Origin of the sequence: Ancylobacter tetraedralis, from assembly GCF_014195655.1 — a bacterium.
Classification (GTDB): Bacteria; Pseudomonadota; Alphaproteobacteria; order Rhizobiales; family Xanthobacteraceae; genus Ancylobacter; species Ancylobacter tetraedralis.
Window position 1 is genome coordinate 1 of the sequence record NZ_JACICD010000002.1, and the last position, 17402, is coordinate 17402.

The 17402-nt window shown below is 70.1% G+C and carries 15 protein-coding genes; 5 read left to right on the forward strand and 10 right to left on the reverse strand.

Going from position 1 to position 17402, the window contains the following annotated elements:
- Positions 1-161 precede the first annotated feature (161 nt).
- Positions 162-1973 (reverse strand): glucans biosynthesis glucosyltransferase MdoH, encoded by a 1812-nt coding sequence (gene mdoH, locus FHS55_RS05295; protein ID WP_183188673.1) that lies wholly within the window; start codon positions 1971-1973, stop codon positions 162-164.
- Between the two features lie 214 nt (positions 1974-2187).
- Here mdoH and FHS55_RS05300 point away from each other — a divergent pair, with 214 nt between their 5' ends.
- From FHS55_RS05300 to FHS55_RS05315, 4 genes are read left to right on the forward strand one after another with little or no spacing between them, the layout of a single operon-like run.
- Positions 2188-3111: a zinc-dependent alcohol dehydrogenase gene (locus tag FHS55_RS05300; RefSeq protein WP_246339885.1), complete on the forward strand. Its 924-nt coding sequence runs from the start codon at positions 2188-2190 to the stop codon at positions 3109-3111.
- A gap of 8 nt (positions 3112-3119) precedes the next feature.
- Positions 3120-3521: a 6-pyruvoyl trahydropterin synthase family protein gene (locus tag FHS55_RS05305; RefSeq protein WP_183188675.1), complete on the forward strand. Its 402-nt coding sequence runs from the start codon at positions 3120-3122 to the stop codon at positions 3519-3521.
- A gap of 8 nt (positions 3522-3529) precedes the next feature.
- A complete protein-coding gene (locus tag FHS55_RS05310) occupies positions 3530-4621 on the forward strand; it encodes a glycosyltransferase family 4 protein (protein ID WP_183188676.1) in 1092 nt (363 codons plus the stop codon).
- On the forward strand, positions 4618-5454 hold the full coding sequence (locus FHS55_RS05315; protein ID WP_183188677.1) for a class I SAM-dependent methyltransferase: 837 nt from the start codon (positions 4618-4620) through the stop codon (positions 5452-5454). Before FHS55_RS05310 ends, FHS55_RS05315 begins: the two co-directional genes overlap by 4 nt.
- A gap of 34 nt (positions 5455-5488) precedes the next feature.
- On the opposite strand, the gene FHS55_RS05320 is transcribed toward FHS55_RS05315, so the two are convergent.
- From FHS55_RS05320 to FHS55_RS05335, 4 genes are all read right to left on the reverse strand, one after another.
- Positions 5489-6061: a cytochrome b gene (locus FHS55_RS05320; RefSeq protein ID WP_183188678.1), complete on the reverse strand. Its 573-nt coding sequence runs from the start codon at positions 6059-6061 to the stop codon at positions 5489-5491.
- Entirely contained in the window at positions 6048-6773 is a 726-nt protein-coding gene (locus FHS55_RS05325) for a RibD family protein (RefSeq protein ID WP_183188679.1), read from the reverse strand. The genes FHS55_RS05320 and FHS55_RS05325 overlap by 14 nt, the downstream gene beginning before the upstream one ends.
- 315 nt (positions 6774-7088) lie before the next feature.
- Positions 7089-7601, reverse strand: coding sequence for a hypothetical protein (locus FHS55_RS05330; RefSeq protein ID WP_183188680.1), 513 nt, complete (start codon positions 7599-7601; stop codon positions 7089-7091).
- Between the two features lie 88 nt (positions 7602-7689).
- Positions 7690-8880 carry an MFS transporter gene (locus FHS55_RS05335; protein WP_183188681.1) on the reverse strand — a complete coding sequence of 397 codons (1191 nt, stop codon included), beginning with the start codon at positions 8878-8880 and terminating at the stop codon, positions 7690-7692.
- Positions 8881-9035: 155 nt separating this feature from the next.
- Between FHS55_RS05335 and FHS55_RS05340 the strand changes: the two genes are divergently transcribed.
- Entirely contained in the window at positions 9036-11930 is a 2895-nt protein-coding gene (locus FHS55_RS05340) for an ATP-binding protein (RefSeq protein WP_183188682.1), read from the forward strand.
- A gap of 21 nt (positions 11931-11951) precedes the next feature.
- On the opposite strand, the gene FHS55_RS05345 is transcribed toward FHS55_RS05340, so the two are convergent.
- The 5 genes from FHS55_RS05345 to FHS55_RS05365 form a co-directional block, all read right to left on the reverse strand.
- Positions 11952-12683 (reverse strand): DUF1028 domain-containing protein, encoded by a 732-nt coding sequence (locus tag FHS55_RS05345; RefSeq protein WP_183188683.1) that lies wholly within the window; start codon positions 12681-12683, stop codon positions 11952-11954.
- A gap of 16 nt (positions 12684-12699) precedes the next feature.
- Entirely contained in the window at positions 12700-13428 is a 729-nt protein-coding gene (locus FHS55_RS05350) for an ABC transporter ATP-binding protein (RefSeq protein WP_183188684.1), read from the reverse strand.
- A complete protein-coding gene (locus tag FHS55_RS05355; protein WP_183188685.1) occupies positions 13425-15269 on the reverse strand; it encodes an ABC transporter permease subunit in 1845 nt (614 codons plus the stop codon). The genes FHS55_RS05350 and FHS55_RS05355 overlap by 4 nt, the downstream gene beginning before the upstream one ends.
- Positions 15262-16098 carry a branched-chain amino acid ABC transporter permease gene (locus FHS55_RS05360; protein WP_183188686.1) on the reverse strand — a complete coding sequence of 279 codons (837 nt, stop codon included), beginning with the start codon at positions 16096-16098 and terminating at the stop codon, positions 15262-15264. The genes FHS55_RS05355 and FHS55_RS05360 overlap by 8 nt, the downstream gene beginning before the upstream one ends.
- Before the next feature lie 117 nt (positions 16099-16215).
- Positions 16216-17349, reverse strand: coding sequence for a substrate-binding protein (locus FHS55_RS05365; protein ID WP_425485795.1), 1134 nt, complete (start codon positions 17347-17349; stop codon positions 16216-16218).
- Positions 17350-17402: the final 53 nt, after the last annotated feature.

The window sequence follows — 17402 nt, forward strand, 5'->3', positions numbered from 1 at the left end:
ATGCCCGCCTTCGGCAAGGCCTATTCCGACGCCGAAGTGGCCGCCGTCGCAAACTACGTCACCGAACGCTTCGGAAGCCAGACCTCGACACTGACGGCGGCGGACATCGCCCGGTTCCGGCACATGGAGTGAGCGCGCCCCCTGCTGCCGCGCACATCGGGTCACGGCGCCGGCTGACCCTCGAGCGCGGCAAGGCACGGGGACGGCGCCCCCTCCTCCGGCGTCGCGCAGAGGCCGAGACGCCCCAGCCAGCGCCCGAGCGCCGGCTCGGAGGTGAGCACCGCGAAGGGCACGGCACTCACGAGGCCGATCAGCACCGGCAACGCCCAGATGAGGGCGGCCGGCACGGCGGCGGCGAGGATGCCGGCTATGGCCGCGCCGAACACCAGCTGCGGCCATAGCCCGGCAAGGGCGGTGCGCCACGACAGCCGTACGGCATCGCGGGCCTGCGCGTCCCACGTCACCGTCCGGCCGAAGGCGAGGCCCACCATGAAGATCGCCACCCGCAGCGCGACGACGGGGCCCAGCAGAACGGAGAATACCAACTCCAGAAACGCGCCGCCGAGCAGACGGCCGGTGCCGCCATAGCGCCGTCGCTCGCCCGGCCGCAGCAGCACGTCGATCAGCCCGGCAATCTTCGGCGCAAGGCTCAGCAGGAAGGTTATCGCGAACAGGGTGAGCCCCAGCCCGGCCGGGAACGGCTCATCAAGCCGCTCGGTGTCGAACGCCTTCAGCGCCGCGAGAACCATGAAGGCGATCCAGGCCAGCGCGCCGACATACATCAGCATCGCCCAGGCGATCTGGAAGCGGCTCATCGGCAACAGCCCGGGCATGGCGATGAGGCGCCAGTACTGCATGTTGCCCTGGCACCAGCGCAGGTCGCGGCGGGTGAACTCGGTCAGGTGCGGCGGGTTTTCCTCATAGCTCTCGCTCTCCTCCGGCAGTACCCGCACCTCATAGCCGGCGCGGCGCATCAGCACCGCCTCGATCTGGTCATGCGAGAGCACGTCACCCGCGAGCGGGCCGCGCCCCGGCAGCACCGGCAAGGCGCAGTGCGCCTTGAACGGCGCGATGCGGATCACCGCATTGTGCCCCCAATAGGGTCCGCAATCCCCCGCCCACCACGACGCCCCCATCGTGTAGGAGCGCATGCCGTGGCGCATGCCGAACTGGAAGATGCGCGCGAAGGGCGAGGGCGAGGGCAGGCCCACGACGAGGCTCTGCAGGATGCCGAGCCGCGGGTTGACCTGCATGATCCGAACGAGCCGCAGGACGCTGGCGGCGCCCATCAGGCTGTCGGCATCCAGCACCAGCATCAGATCGTGATCATCGCCCCAGCGTTCGAGAAAATCGCGGATATTGCCCGCCTTGAAGCCTTGATTGTCGCTGCGGCGGCGGTAGTGCAGCGGCGCGCCCGCGCCGATCTCCGCACGCCAGGCCGCGACGATCGCTTCCTCCTGCGCGGCGATATCGGCGCGGGTCGTATCGGAGAGCACGAACCAGGCGAAATGGCCGCCGGCACCCGCGCGCGCAAGGTCCTCCCACATCACCCGCAGACGAGCGATGGCGCGCGCGGGATCCTCGTTGCGCAGGGTCATCACCACCGCGACGCGGGCGGTGATCGGCGCGTCCTTCGGCGCCTTGCCCGCATAGGGAAAGACCGAAAGGCGCGGATCGCCCGGTCCGTGCAGCAGCCAGAGGCCGATCGCCGCGTTCCAGAAGCCGAGGATGGTCCACGGGGTGGAGAGGCAGAAGGCCAGCAGCAGCAGCCCGTCCAGCAGGGTGAAGCCGCCATGGGCCAGCAAGCGGGTGAACAGCGCGAGGAGGGCGAAAAAGGTCGCCGCGTTGAGCACCGCGACCAGCCGGCGCCGACGGAAGAGCTGCCGGCGGGACTGCACGCCGGTCGGCGTCAGATCGCCGGCGGCGCCGGCACGGGCGAACAGGCGTTCTACGGGCTTTTCATTCACGCTCATGCCGGCCACTCTGATCCGTGCGGGCCGGTCCCTTGCGGGAGGCCTGTCGGTGCTTGTACGCAGCCGAACGCCGACGGTTCACGCCGTCTCGGATCAAACCGCCGTCCACCCCTGTCGGGAGGGACAGTGCGGCACGGGAGCAGGGTCCGCAATGCCACATCCGTCTGGGCCATCGGCACGCCAGCTCTGGTGCACGGCGCCCGGGCGCTATGAGATGAGGAGCGCGCGCCTCGACGACGCGGAACCCGACAGGCTGGTGGTGCGCACCCTCGCCTCCGCCGTCAGCCGCGGCACCGAGCGGCTGGTGCTGCGCGGCGGAATTCCCGCGAGCGAGCACCAGCGCATGCGCGCGCCGTTCCAGCAGGGCGATTTCCCGTTTCCCGTCCAGTACGGCTACCAGAGCGTGGGGAGGGTCGAGGCCGGTCCCGGCGAGTGGCTCGGCCGCACCGTCTTCGCCCTCTACCCGCATCAGGATGTCTATCTCCTGCCGCTCGCGGCGGCCATGCCGGTGCCGGAGGGCATCCCCCCGCAGCGCGCCACGCTGGCGGCGAACATGGAGACTGCCCTCAACGCCCTGTGGGATGCCGGCGCCGGCCCGGGTGATCGCATAACCATTGTCGGCGGCGGCGTGGTCGGCCTGTTGCTCACCGCCCTCGCCGCAGGCCTGCCCGGCGCGGACGTGACGCTGGTGGACGTCGAGCCCGGCCGGGCCGCGCTGGCGCATCTCTTCGGCGCCAGCTTCGCCACACCCGGGGAGGTGAACGACGATGCCGACATCGTGTTCCACACCAGCGCCAGCGCGGCCGGCCTCGCCACCGCGCTTTCGGCCGGCGGCTTCGAGGCGCGGATCGTCGAGGTGAGCTGGTATGGCGACCGCGCGCCATCCATTCCGCTGGGCGAAAGTTTCCACAGCCGGCGCCTGCAACTGATCGGCTCGCAGGTCGGCGCCGTATCTCCTGTGCGGCGGCCACGCTGGCCGCATGAACGCCGGCTGGCCAAGGCGCTCGCGCTGCTGGACGATGCGCGCCTCGACCATCTGGTCACGCATGTCGTCCCGTTCGCGCAGGCGCCCGCGCAGCTGCCGCACCTGCTGGCCGACGGGGAGGACGCGCTGGCGATCCTGCTCGATTACCGATGAGGAAAGCCATGTATTGTGTCGAAGTCCGCGATCGCATCATGATCGCCCATTCGCTGCCCGATCCGTTCTTCGGCCCGGCCCAGGGCCTGCACGGCGCGACCTTCGTGGTCGATGTCGCCTTCCTGCGCGAGAGGCTGACGACCAAGAACGTGGTGGTGGATATCGGCGCCGCGCTCGACGTGCTCAAGACCACGCTCAAGCCGCTCGCCTACCAGAATCTCGACACGCTGCCCGCCTTTGCCGGCCAGCTCACCACCACCGAGTTCCTCGCCAAGTACATTTTCGACGCCATGGCCGCCGCCGCCCGGGACGGCGCGCTGGGCGAGGACGGGCACGGCCTGTCGGCGATCCGCGTCACCCTGCACGAGACCGACCTCGCCAGCGCCAGCTTTGAGGCTGGCCTCGATTGAGGCCCGCGATGAGCGGCTTCGTCTTCGCCATTCCCGGCGCGCTCGATCTCCCCACCGGGGGCTATGCCTATGACCGCCGGGTGATCGACGAATGCCGGCGCGCCGGCGGCGCGGTGACGCATCTCGCTCTCCCCGGCGGGTTTCCCTTCCCCACGCCGGACGAGTTGCAGACGAGCGCGCGGATGCTGGCCGCCCTGCCGGCCGGGCAGCCCGTGCTGATCGACGGGCTCGCCCTGGGCGCACTGCCGGCCGACCTGCTGCGCGGCCTGCGCCACCCCATCGCCGCGCTGGTCCATCATCCGCTGGCGCTGGAAGCCGGGTTGGGCGAGGGGCAACGCGCCGCGCTTCACACCAGCGAGCGGGCGGCGCTGGCGCAGGCGAGCGCCGTCATCGCCACCAGCCCCGCGACCGCTCGCCGGCTGCAGCAGGACTATGGCGTCGCCCCCGACCGAATGGCCATCGCGCGGCCCGGCACCGACCCCGCGCCCCGCGCGCGCGGGACCTCTTCGCGGGGAACGGGCCAGCCGGTGCGGCTCCTCAGTGTCGGGGCGGTAATCCCGCGCAAGGCCCACGGCGTGCTGGTCGATGCGCTGGCCCGGCTGGCGGCGCGGGACTGGACCTGCCACATCGTCGGCGCCACCGACCGCGATGCCGAGGAGACGCGCGCCGTGCAGGCGCGCATTGCCGCGCAGGGGCTGGGCGGGCGCATCGAGTTGACTGGATCGATCCCGCCGGACGCGCTCGCCCGGCACTTCGACGCGGCCGACATCTTCATCTCGGCGTCGCTGTTCGAGGGCTATGGAATGGGCCTGAGCGAGGCGCTCGCCTGCGGCCTGCCGATCGTGGCGAGCCGCGCCGGGGCGATCCCGGACACCGTGCCGGCGGCGGCGGGACTACTGGTCACCCCCGGTGACAGCGAGGGCCTCGCCGGCGCGCTCGGGGCGCTGCTGGACGCGCCGGAGCGGCGGCGCCAGATGGCGGAGAGCGCGTGGCACCACGCGCAGACCCTCCCACGATGGCCACAGACGGCGGCAATCATCCTGGAAACCTTGCAGACATTATCGCGGCAGACTTTATCCCGACAGGAGAACTCCCGATGAGCGGCTTCTCGGCCGAATGGCTGGCGCTGCGCGAGCCGGTCGATGGTGCCTCGCGCAACCCGGAAATTGCCGCGCGGGTCCGCCAGTATTTCAACAGCCGTTCCTCGCTCACCGTGGTCGATCTGGGCTGCGGCACCGGCTCGAACCTGCGCGCGCTCTCACCCTCGCTGCCGCCCGGCCAGCGCTGGCACCTGATCGACGGCGATCGCGACCTGCTGCTTGCCGCGCGCCAATGCCTCACGGACTGGGCCGACCGCGCCCGCCCGAGCGGCAGCGGCCTCGCGCTGGAAAAGGATGGCCGCCGCATCGAGGTCCGTTTCGAATGCGCCAACCTGACCGTGCGCAGCCTGGATTTCGGCGCGGACGGGGCGGATCTGGTGACGGCGGCCGCGCTGTTCGACCTCGTCTCCCGCGCCTGGCTGAAGCGCCTCATGGCCGCCCTCGCCGGCCGGCGCGTGCCGCTCTATGGCGTGCTGAGCTATGACGGCGTGGCGGACTGGCAGCCGGCAAGTCCAATCGACACGGCGGTGACGGCCGCGTTCAACCGCCACCAGCGCGGCGACAAGGGGTTCGGCCCGGCGCTCGGCCCCGCGGCGGGCCCGACACTGATGCGGCTGGCGCCGCGGCACGGCTATGCCGCCTGGGCGGGCGACAGCCCCTGGCGGCTGACTCACGAGAACGCCTCGCTCATCGCCGCCCTCGCCAACGGCATGGCCGCGGCGGCAGGCGAAATCGAGCCGGCGCGGCAGGCGGCCTTCACGGCATGGGCCGAAGCGCAGGCGACAGCTGAGGCGGTCACGATCGGCCATCAGGACGTGTTCGCCCACCCCTGAGGCGGGCAATCCGAAAGCCGCTCGCCGACGCGCCTCAGCCCGGCGGCCACATGCGCGCCATCACGCCGTCCTGCTTGAGGAAGCGGTGGCGCAGGGCGGCGGCGATATGAACGAGGGCGATCGCCGCCAGAGCCAGCGCCAGCAGCTTGTGGACCCCGAGAATGCGGTTCGCCAGCGCCTCGTCGGGCGGCAGGATGGCCGGCAGGTTGAACAGGCCGAACACGTCGAGCGCGGGATAGGCGGAGACCCCGGCCCAGCCCAGCAGCGGCACGATGAGGAGGAGCAGATACAGCGCCCCATGCACCGCGTGCGAGGCGGTACGCTCGAACGGCGTCAGCGTCGCGACGGGCGGCGGCGCCCCCCGTCGCAGCCGCACCAGCACCCGCAGCACGATAAGCCAGAGCACGAGGAATCCGAGCAGCTTGTGCAGGCTGTAGAGCGAGCCGGTGACGGCATCGAAATTGGTCGCCTCGCCACGGGCGACCATGTAGAGCCCGAGAGGAACGAGGCACAGGATGAATGCGGCGATCAGCCAGTGCAGCCGCCGCGCGGCGGGGCTGTAGCGGGCCGGGCCGGGCCCGGCACTGGAGCCATCAGAGACCGACATGCGTCCCTCCTCGGGCAGCACTGCGCAGATCGCAATCGTAGAGGATGTTGCCGTCGTCGAGAAGATAGACATGGGCGCGCGGACGCAGCGCGTCGTCAAGTTCGTCGATGGGCCTGAGGTCGAGGCCCGGCCGGCCCGAGCCGAGGATGATCGGGGCGAGGCACACATGCAGGCGATCGACCAGCCCGGCATCGATGAACCGCGAGATGGTCGACGCCCCGCCCTCGACCAGAATGGTGTGATGACCGCGCGCCGTCAGCGCGGCGAGCAGCCGGGTCGGCTCGAACAGGTCGGGATCGTCCTGGGTGCCGATGCGCTCGACCTCTTCCGGCCATCCCACCGCATTTTCCGAGAACACAATGCGGTGACAACCATCGGCCTGCAGCCATTTGGAATCGCGCGGCGAGCGGCCGGTGCGGTCGATGACGGCGCGCACCGGGCTGCGGCCCGGAACCCGCCGCGTGGTGAGCTGGGGATCGTCGGCCAGCACGGTGCCGACGCCGACGACCACCACATCGACCAGCGCCCGCAGCCGGTGCAGATGATCGAGCCCCGAGCACCCGTTGATATCGCGCGACTTTCCCGTGGGCGTGGCGATGCGCCCATCCAGCGATTGCCCCAGCTGGGCGATGACGAAGGGCGATCTTTCATGCCGGAGGATCGGCTCGTAGAGAGCGGAAAGCGGATCGATCGGTACTTCGCGTCGATTCAAGGGAAGCTCCCGCAGCTCGATCTACAGCACATAGGCCCCGTCCCCGCGCCGGCAAGATGGACCGGTACGGGCGCGCCACCCGCACGCACTACGTACGAACCCTCGACTTGGTGCAATGAAAGACAACTTTAAGCGGCAAGGACGCGCCTCACGTCGCCGAAACCCGGCGCGGGCCCGGCAGATGCCCGGCGAAAACGCCTGGCGAAGACACCCGGCTCGCGGGAGCGGCACGGGCCTTGGCAGGCGGCGAGTTGGTGTGTGGGTCAGCCCGGCGATCGTCCCGGACGAATCCGGCCGCGCCCCGCGGGTGGCCGATTACGGAGCCAGAAGGGCGTGCTTGCGGCAGAAGCTTCCCACATGCCGCCAGGCGCGGTGCACATTGGCGAGGATATGATCGGCAGAATCGGCGATGTCGGGCGAGCGGCCACGGTCGGCATGCCGCTTGACGGCTTCCGCATGGAGCACGACGGCCGTCAGCGCGTTGATGGCTTCGACGGCCGCGCGGGCCAGACTCTCGCTCTCACCGAGAGGCACGTCCCCGCGATCCAGCCGCCAGTCGAGGACGGGGTCGCCGTCGCGCTCGACGACGATGCGCAGCGCCGTGATCGCGCCATCGCGCGCGCGCTCCGGCCGCGCCTGGATGCGCCGGCGCACCGGCAGCATGCCGCGCAGCCGCATCATCTGCTCGATCTCGCAATCGTCCTCGCTGGCGAGGGCGGAGGTGGCCGCCTGCCGGATCAGCTCGAACTCGCTGGGGTCGAGCAGGTTCGCCTGCGCGTCGCTGAGCGTCAGTCCGCCAGATAGTTCAGGTGCGATCGACCGGGGCATGACGCCCTCCCCTCGCCGTCACATGACGGACGACAGGAAGTAACCGATGCTGGGACGCAACCGGTGTTAAAAACTGTAAAATCTCCAGTCACGCCCGCCGCTCGCCTCTTTGCAGAACCAGCGACCAGCCGAACAGCACCGCCGCGGCCAGCACCGTGACGATGGCGGCCGCGATCAGCGCCCAGGCGCCATGCGCATAGATCAGCCCGCCGATCGCCGGCCCGGTGGAAAGGCCGAGCTTGGAGGCGAAGCCCGCCAGCACCGCCGAGCGCCCGCTCGCATCGCCCTCGGCGCAGAGCGCGAAGGCATAGGGCAGCGCCATCGCCATGGTGAAGAACACCGCCGCGATGGCGCCGGCAAACAGCGCCGGATCCTGCCCCAGCCCGATCAGCGCCTTGCTCAGCCCCGCGGCCAGCACCACCGCCACGAGGGGCCGCCATCCGAAGAGCCGGCTGAGCAGCAGCATCGCGAGGGCACCCGGCACGCCGGCCCAGAGGCCGAACCCGACGGCGCCACCGGAAAAGCTCGCCGCATGGCCGAAATCGGCGCCGATGCCGATCAGGAAGGCGCCGAGACCGAGATTGGCCGCCTGAAACAGGAACAGGCCGCCGATGCACAGGAGATTGCGCCGGGGGATGCGTGCGGGAATTCCCCCGCCCGCGTTCGCCGGCCGGGCGCCCGGCTGCGGCACGTCGAATGCCGGCAGCAACGGCACCACGGCGAGCGCCAGCACGCCGAAGGCGGCGAGCACCAGGAACACCATGCCGTGCGTCATGTAGGGGGCGAGGAAGGTGGAGGCGAAGACGCCAATGCCGCCAAAGCCGAAATGGAACAGGAACAGCACGCCGAAACCCTGGCGCGAATCGGCGCTGCGGGCGATCAGCCCATAGCATAGGCCGACCAGCAGGCCGCCGATCACCCCGTGCGCGGCCCGCACCATCACCAGCGCCTCGTAGCTGCGCACGCCGGTGGTGGCGACGTCGGCGGCGATCAGCCCGATCAGCAGGCCGACCGCCAGCGGCCGCCAGGGCAGGCGCGGCACGATGAACAGCGCGAGCAGCGCACCGAATGTCGAGCCATAGCCGTTGCTGGCGGCGACGAAGCCGGCCTGCATCGCATCGAGCCCGTATTCGGCCCGCAGCGCGGCCACGATCGAGGGCATGATGTCGATATACAAAGGCCCGGCCATGGCCAGCAGCGCCAGCAGCATCGCGATGCGCAGCCCGCCCGGCCGCTGCTCCGGCCGGGTCCCGGGTGCCGAGGAGGTAAAGTCCGTCAATGCCGCCATTCTCCGGATGTGCCCCAATCCATCGTCCCCGTCGATAAACCAGATCACCTCCGCTCCAAAGCCCGGTCGCGCGGTTTGTTTCCCGTTGATCCCGATACCAGTATGATAAGGATGCGGCGGCCGAACAGGCCTCCCCCGGATTGTTCATGAAACCTGTCTCCCGCGCCGCGCAGTTCGGTCCTTTCCGCCTCAACCTGTCCTCGAAGCAGCTGCACCGGGACGGCGTGCCCGTTCCCATGGGCGGGCGGGCGCTCGAACTGCTGGTGGCCTTGATCGAGCATGCCGGAGAGGTCGTCTCCAAGCAGGAACTTCTGGCCCGCGCCTGGCCGGACCTGTTCGTGGAAGAAGCCAATCTGCGGGTGCAGATGACCGCGCTCCGGCGCGTGCTCGGCGACGGCCAGGACGGGCGGCACTTCATCACCAACATCGCGCGCCGCGGCTACAGCTTCGTGGCCGATGTCACCTTCACGGACATTGCCTCCACCGACACCACCTCCACCAATGCCGGCGCGCGCGAGGCCACGGGCGATCCGGTCATCCGCCAGAACCTGCCGTTCAACCTGACGACGGTGCTGGGACGCGAGGCCACCGTGGCGGCGATCGGCGAGGAGCTTGCCCGATCACGGTTCGTGAGCGTGGTCGGTCCGGGCGGTGTCGGCAAGACCACGGTCGCGCTCGACGTGGCGCGGGCCGCGCTGGGGCGGGAGGGCGCGGAGGCGCTGGAGGCGGTCGTGCTGGTGGAGCTGGCGCCGATCACCGACCCGGCGCTGGTGGAAAACGCGGTGGCGTCCGCCATCGGCATGACTCTGGGAACCGTGCCGCTGCGGCTCGACGAGCCGCTGCCCTTCGAGCGCGGGCTGCTGATCCTCGACAATTGCGAGCATGTTGTGGCTGCGGCCGCCTCCCTGGCTGAACTGGCGCTCGCCGCCAATCCCGCGCTGAAGCTTCTCGTCACCAGCCGCGAGCCGCTCCGGGCGCGGGGCGAGCACGTCTACCGGCTGCAGGGACTGGAAGTGCCCCCGCGCGAGGCCGACGGCACGCGCGCCGACCTGCTGCGCTACCCCGCCGCGCGCCTGTTCGTGGAACGCGCGGCCGCCACGCTGGGCAGCTACATGCCGGCGCCGGACGAGATCGCCGATATTGTCGCGATCTGCCGTCGCCTGGACGGTCTGCCGCTCGCCATCGAACTGGCCGCGGGGCGGGTCGATGCCTTCGGCGTCAAGGGCCTGGCGCAGCGGCTGGACGATGTCTTCCGCCTGCTGGTGGCGGGTCGACGCACCGCGCTGCCCCGCCACCAGACGCTGCAGGCGATGCTGGGCTGGAGCTATGACCATCTGAGCCCGGGCGAGCAGATCACGCTGGGGCGGCTCGCCATCTTTGCCGGCCATTTCTCGCTCGATGCCGCCGGCAAGGTCGCCTCGATCGAGGAGGCGAGCTGGGAGACCATCGAGAACCTTACCAGCCTGGTGGCGAAATCGCTCGTCGCCGCCGATTTCTCGCAGCCGGTGCCGCGCTATCGCCTGCTCGAAATCACCCGCGCCTACGCACTGGAGCGGCTGAAGGAAGCGGGCGGCCTCGACCGGCTGAGCGGGCGCCACGCCGCCTACATGAAGGAACTGATCGCCACCGCCGAGCAGGAATGGCCGCGCGCGCAGCCTGCCCAGTGGCTCGCCACCTATGCCGGCCAGCTCGACAATGTGCGCGCCGCGCTGGACTGGAGCTTCGGACCGAAGGGCGACCGCGAGATCGGCACCGCGCTCATCATCTCTTCGGCGACGCTGTGGTTCCAGCTGTCGCTGCTGACCGAATGCCGCGCCCGCTTCGAGCACGCGCTCGCCAGCCTCGGCGACGGCCCGCCGCTCGATGCCCCCCGCGAGGTGGCGCTGCTCACCACACTCGGCACCGCTCTGGTCTACACGATCGGCCCCGGTCCGAAGGCGGAAGAGCCGTTGCAAAGGGCCTGCAGAATCGCGCGCGCGAATGGTAGCGTCGAGCTTCAGCTCCGGGCGGCCTGGGCGCTGTGGGCGCTGACATTCTGTTCCGCCCGCTACGCCGCCGCGCTGGAGATCGCACGCGATTTCGCCGCGCTCGCCGCCACCATCGGGGACATGACGCAAGCCGCCGACCTCATCATTGCCAACCGCCTCGCCGGCGTCTCGCTGCTGTTCCTCGGGCGTGTCGAGGAGGCGCGGGTGGCGCTGGAGGCGGCGCTGGGCGGCGGCACAGCGGCGAATGCGATCGTGCGCATGCAGTATGATCAGGAGATGAACGGGCGCGCCTTCTATTCGGCGAACCTTTATCTGCTCGGCCTGCAGGATCAGGCGTCGGCGCTCGCCAGCCGCAACACCACCGATGCCCGCGCGCGCGGGCACGCCACGACGCTGGCGCTCAACCTCGTGGATTCCGGCTGTCCCGTCGCCTTCTATTGCGGCGAGGCCGATGCCCTGGCGGAGCGGCTGGACCTCTTGGCCGACGTCTCCGGCCGGCATCCATTCGGCCCGTGGCGCGCCTGGTGGCGGTGCTATCGCGGCTCGCTTCATCTCCTGCATGGCGCATTTTCCCCGGCCGCCGAGGATCTGGCGGCGGGAATCGAGGCGCTGGAGCAGACCGGCTGGCCCATCCGCCGGGCGATGTTCCTCGGCCTTCATGCGCAGGCGCTGCACGGGCTCGGACGCGGTGCAGAGGCGCGGGTCCGCGCCGAGGAGGCGATCGGCTTCAGTCGGGCGACCGGCGAGGGCTGGATCCTGCCGGAACTGCTGCGCATCCGTGCCGGCATCGACGCCACCGAGCGGCCGCAGGCGGCGCTGGCGAGCCTCGACGAGGCCTGGGACCTCGCGCAGCGAACCGGCCTGCGCTCCTGGGCCTTGCGCGCCGCGACGGCGGCGGCACGGCTGGCACCCCATGAGCGCCGCCTCGGGCAGCGCCTGAGCGAGACCCTGGCCGAGTTCAGCGAGAGCCACGCCAAGCCCGACTATCGCATGGCCCAGCATGTCATGACCCGGCATGTGCTCGACGCGCTGGGCCAGCACCCGCCGGCGTGACCACGGCGATGCGCTCGCCCGCTATGCGGGACCGCTGCCGCCGCCACCGGGCCGGGCGGGTGGCGGCAGCGCGAGCATCGCGGTAACGGCTGCCGGAGCCGGGCCGGGCGAACCGCCGCGCCGCGGCATGCCGTCCACGAAGGGCACCAGCTGCAGCCGTGCGATCTCCAGCACCCGGCGCAGCTCGGCCACCGGCGCGGCATGCTCGTCGACCCTGACATCGAGGGCGGGATAGAACTCGGTGCTGTAAACGCACAGGCTGGCCGATTGCCGGCCGCGTCGGTCGCCGCCGGCGGCATCGCCCGCCTCCAGCGCGCGCATCAGCCGCTCGTCGAGCGGGGCGCCTTCCGAGGCGCGGTAGGCGGCGGCCATGGCGGCGATCACCTCCGGGCCGGTGAGCATGTTGCCCTGCACCGTGAACCCGTCGCCGACCTCATGCCCGAACCAGGGCGTGCATTCCGTCCCCGACCAGGCGGCGACCCGCCCCATGGCGTCGACCATGCCGATCTGCCGCAACTCCCGCCCGTCATCCTGCGCCATCACGGCGGCGAGCGCTTCGGGCGCGGATTGGCCTCGGGCAAGGCGCTCCAGCCCATCGAGGGCGAGATAGGGATTGACCCAGGATTGCGTGGAGACTGCGCCGACCCCGGCCCGCACGAACGGGCACATGGAGCCCACGGCCGGCACCGCGGTGGCGACAGCGACACCAAGGCGGAAGCTGGTGGGGCAGCGGGCGACGATGGAAAAGGTCATGCTCTCGCTCCCGCGCTCACACGCTCAGATGTTTCAGCACGCGCGCGCGGGCATCCGGCTCGCTCGACGCGCCGGCCTCGGCAATCTCGCCGCGGTCGAGCACCGCCCAGCGGTCGGCCACCGCCAGCGCGAAGGGCAGATGCTGCTCGACCAGGAGCATGGTCGTGCCGTGGCGCTCGCGGGCGCTGCGGATGACGCCGGCCAGCCGGTCGATCACCGAGGGCTGCAACCCCTCGGTGATCTCGTCCACCAGCAGCAGCCGGGCGCCCGTGGCCAGCGAGCGGGCCATGAGCAGCATTTTCTGCTCGCCGCCCGAGAGCGTGCCGGCGCGCTGCTTCAGCCGTTGCAGCAGGAAGGGGAAGGAGGCCTCCACCTCGGCCAGCGCGGCCGCGAAATCCGGCCCGCGCACGGCGAGCTTCAGGTTCTCCTCCACGGTGAGGTCCTGGAACAGCGCCTTTTCCTGCGCGACATAGCCGACCCCCAGCCGCGCCACCCGGTGCGGGGAGAGCCGCGTCGCCGCGGTGCCGGCGATGGTCACGCTGCCGGCCATCTTGGGCAGGAAACCCATCATCGCCTTGAGCAGGGTCGATTTGCCCATGCCGTTCTTGCCGAGCACCGCGAGGATCTCGCCCGCGCCGATGGCAAGGCTGACCTCCCGCACCACCACGGCGCCGGCATAGCCGCTGGAGAGGCCGGCGACCTCGAGCGCCGGAGCGTGATGCGTGTCCACGTGAGGCGTGATCATGCCGGCACCTCCTGCCCGCCCGTCTTCGGGGCGGTTTCATGCGCGATGCCGGCATGGCCGGAACCGGCATAGACCTGCTTCACCAGTTCGGAGGCGACCACCTCCTCCACCGAGCCGTCCAGCACGATGCGGCCCTGGTGCAGCACGATGACGCGCGAGGAAATCTCGCGCACGAAATCGAGATCATGCTCGACCAGCAGCACGCAAAGGCCCTGCTTCTTGGTGAGGTCGATGAGGATCGCGCCGATCTGCATGCGCTCGGTCTTGGTGAGGCCGGCGGTGGGCTCATCGAGCAGCAGCACGCGCGGCTCCAGCGCCAGCACCATGGATAGTTCCAGCGCCTGCTTCAGCCCGTGCGACAGCAGGTGCGCGGGGGTGGAGAGCTGCCTGTCCAGCCCGGTGGTGGCGATGACATGCATCGCCGCTTCCGGCAGCGGCAGAATGTTGGCGCGGCGCCAGAGCGAGGGGCGGGCATGGCGGGCGCGGGCGATCTGCAGGCATTCGGCAACGGTGAGCGTCTCGAACACGTTGGCCATCTGGAACTTGCGCCCCACGCCAAACGCGACGCAGGCCTCCGGCGGGCGGCTGCCGATATCGTGGCCGTTGACAATGATCGTTCCCGCGCTGCGCTCGGCGCCATCGGCGATGCAGCGCATCAGCGTGGTCTTGCCGGCGCCGTTGGGGCCGACCAGGCTCACCAGTTCGCCAGCACGGGCCTTGAAGTCGATGCCGTCCAGCACGGTGAGGCTGCCGAAGCGCTTGGCGACGCCGGTGACCGCCAGCGCCGGCCCGTTGCCGACCTCCGCGCCCTGCGTCTGCGCGGCATCGAGGGTGGCGAGGGTGGCGAGCGCCACGCGGGCCGGCCGCGCCACGTCGCCGCGCGGGCGCACCAGCCCCAGCAGCCGGCGCGGCAGGTCGAACACCATCGGCAACAGGCCGCGCGGAAAGGCGACGATGACCAGAACGAACACCGTGCCGATGATGAGCTGCCAGATGAAGGGGAAGTTGCCCGAGAGCTGCGCGCTCTCATAGTCGACGATCAGCGCGCCGAAGACCGGCCCCAGCAGCGTGCCGCGCCCGCCCAGCGCGGTCCAGATCACCAGCTCGGTGCCGAACACGAAGCCGGCGAGCTCGGGCGCGACCACCATCGCATAGGCGGCATAGATATAGCCGGCGACCGCGCCGATCACCGCGCAGGCGAGATAGACCCGGATCTTCAGCCGGGAGGTGTTCAGACCGAGATATTTGCAGCGCTGCTCGTTCTCGCGCACGGCGACCAGCAGCCGGCCGGCATCGCTCTGCACGAAGATATAGGCCAGCGTCGTCATGGCGACGAGGAAGCTGCCCGCCAGCCAGAACCAGGCCTCGGTGGACAGGTCGAAGCTGGTGAAGCCGGACAGCCCGCTCGACGAGCCGGTGAAGGTGCCGCCGGAATAGAGCAGCTGCGTCGCCACGATGGGCAGCACCAGCGTGATCACCGAGGCATAGAGCGCGGAGGCGCCGTGCCAGAAGGCCAGCCAGCCGACAATGGCGGCGGTGAAGACCGCGGCACCGATGCCCAGCGCCAGCGCCAGCGCCGCATTGCCGGGGGTGAAGTCCATATGGGTGAAGACGAGCCCGGCGGCATAGGCGCCGCAGGCGAAGAACACCGACTGGCCGAAGGTGAGGATGCCCAGATAGCCCCACAAGAGATCCACCGTGAGCGCCACCGCGGCATAGAGCAGCGAGCGGGTGAGCACGTTTACCGAGTAGGTGTCGAGCACATACGGCCCGGCGAAGATGGCGGCCAGCGCCAGCACGGCGGCGGCGAGGATAAGCGAGAGGCGGCGTGATTCAGTCACGGGCGAACCCCTTCGGGCGGATGCGCAGGATCACCGCGGCCAGCACGGCGATGGTGAGCCCGCCAAGCACCGGGCTGAAATGGGTGGCGACCAGAACCTGCGCCCCGCCCAGCACGAGGCAGGCGACCAGCAGGCTGAGCAGCGAGGCGCCGGACACCAGCACCAGCATGAAGGCGTTCACCAGCCAGGGCACGCCCATGTTCGGATCGACGCTGGACAGCGGTGTGATGAGCGCGCCCGCCACCCCGGCCAGCGCCGCGCCGAGCGTGAAGGTGAGAAAGCGCACCAGTGCGCTGTTGATGCCGAGGCCGCGCGCCAGATCCTCGTTCATGATGACGGCCCGCGTCTCCAGCCCCAGCCGCGTGCCCTGCAACAATGCGGTGAGCGCGAGGCCAAGCGCGGCGGCGATGCCCACCAGCGCGAGGCGATAGGCGGAATAGCTCTCGCCGAACAGATCCAGCGTGCCCGAGAGCGGCGCCTGCGTGAACTGCACGCCGCGCCCGAAGGCGATGGTGATGACCTGCCCGATGATGATCGACAGCCCCCAGGTGGCGAGGATGGCGTCGAGCGGGCGGGCATAGAGCGGGCGCACCACGAAGCGCTCGATGGCCATTCCCGCGACGCCGCCGAACAGCGCCGCGACGGGAATCGCGAGCCAGGGATTCCACCCCGCCTGGGTGGTGACGAGCGCGGCATAGCCGCCGAGCGTCATCAGCCCCCCATGGGCGAAGTTGATGATCTTCATCACCCCGAACACGAGCAGCAGCCCGGTCGCCACCGCATAGAGGATGGCCGCGGTGGTCACGATGTCGAGCGTCTGGGCAATCATCGGATGTCCTTGGGAGCCAAAGGCACGTCACCTCCGAGGCGGGCAGGCGCCGGGCCGGGGCGGATGAACCGCACCAGCCCGGCGGGCCGCGTCAGATCCGGCTAAACGTCAGCCGACTCACTTCAGCTTCGGGCACTGCTCGCCGGGATCGACGTCCTTGAAGCTGGACATGATCGCCACCGAGCCGTCGGCCTTCACCTGGCCGAGATACATGGTGAGCGGCGCATGGCGCTGCTTGTTCATGACGATGGTGCCCCGCGGGCCCTCCACCGCGACCTCGGCGAGCGCGGGGATCACCTTGGCGGCGTCCGTCGTGCCGGCCTTCTCGACCGCTGCCTTATAGGCATAGATGGCCTCGTATTCCGGCACCGACAGGTCGTTCGGGGTCTTCAGGTCCTTGCCGAACTTCGTCTCCATCGCCGCGAGGAAGGCCTTGTTGGCCGGCGTGTCGATATTGGTGAAGTAGGATCCGGCGATGTAGATGCCCTCGGCGTCGCTGCCCATGCTCTTGGCGGTGCCCTCATCGACGGCGAGGTTGCCGTAGAGCGCCTTGATGCCCGCCGCGCGCAGCTGCTTGGTCAGCGTCACGTTGGGAGCGCCGCCGGCGGTGGAGGTGATGATGGCATCGGGATTGGCCGCCTTCACCTTGGAGAGGATGGCGGTCCAGTCCGTGGCATCCATCGGCGCGTACTCGTCGCCGACGATCTTGCCGCCGGTCTTCTCGATATAGTCCTTGGTGAAGGCCAGCATGCCGCGACCGAAGGCGTAGTCCGAGCCGATCAGGAAATAGGTCTTGGCGCCTTCCTTCTTGAAGAAGTCGACGATGGGGGCGACCTGCTGGTCCGGCACCCAGGCATTGACATACATGAACGGCGAGCAGGAGCGGCCTTCATAGAAGGACGTGTAGATGTAGGGCACCTTGCCGCGATTGACGATCGGCAGGCCGGCATTGCGCGCCGCCGAGGTCTCCATCGAGATCAGCACGTCGACCTTCTTCTGGAAGATCAGCGAATCGAAGGCCTTCTGCGCGCCAGCGGCACCGGACGCGTCGTCCGCCACTTCCAGCACGACCTTCTTGCCGAGGATGCCGCCCTTGGCGTTGATTTCCTCGACCGCGAGTTCGGCCGACTGGACGACCGAGGGGGCCACCACCGAATTGGCGCCGGAAAGGCCGACCGGGATGCCGATGGTGACGGTGTCGGCGGCGAGCGCCGGGCCGCCGAGGAGGCCGGCCGCGAGAGCGCCGGCCATCAGCAGGCGACGATGCGGAATGCGCAGGGTGGAAATGGCTCTAGTGGACATGG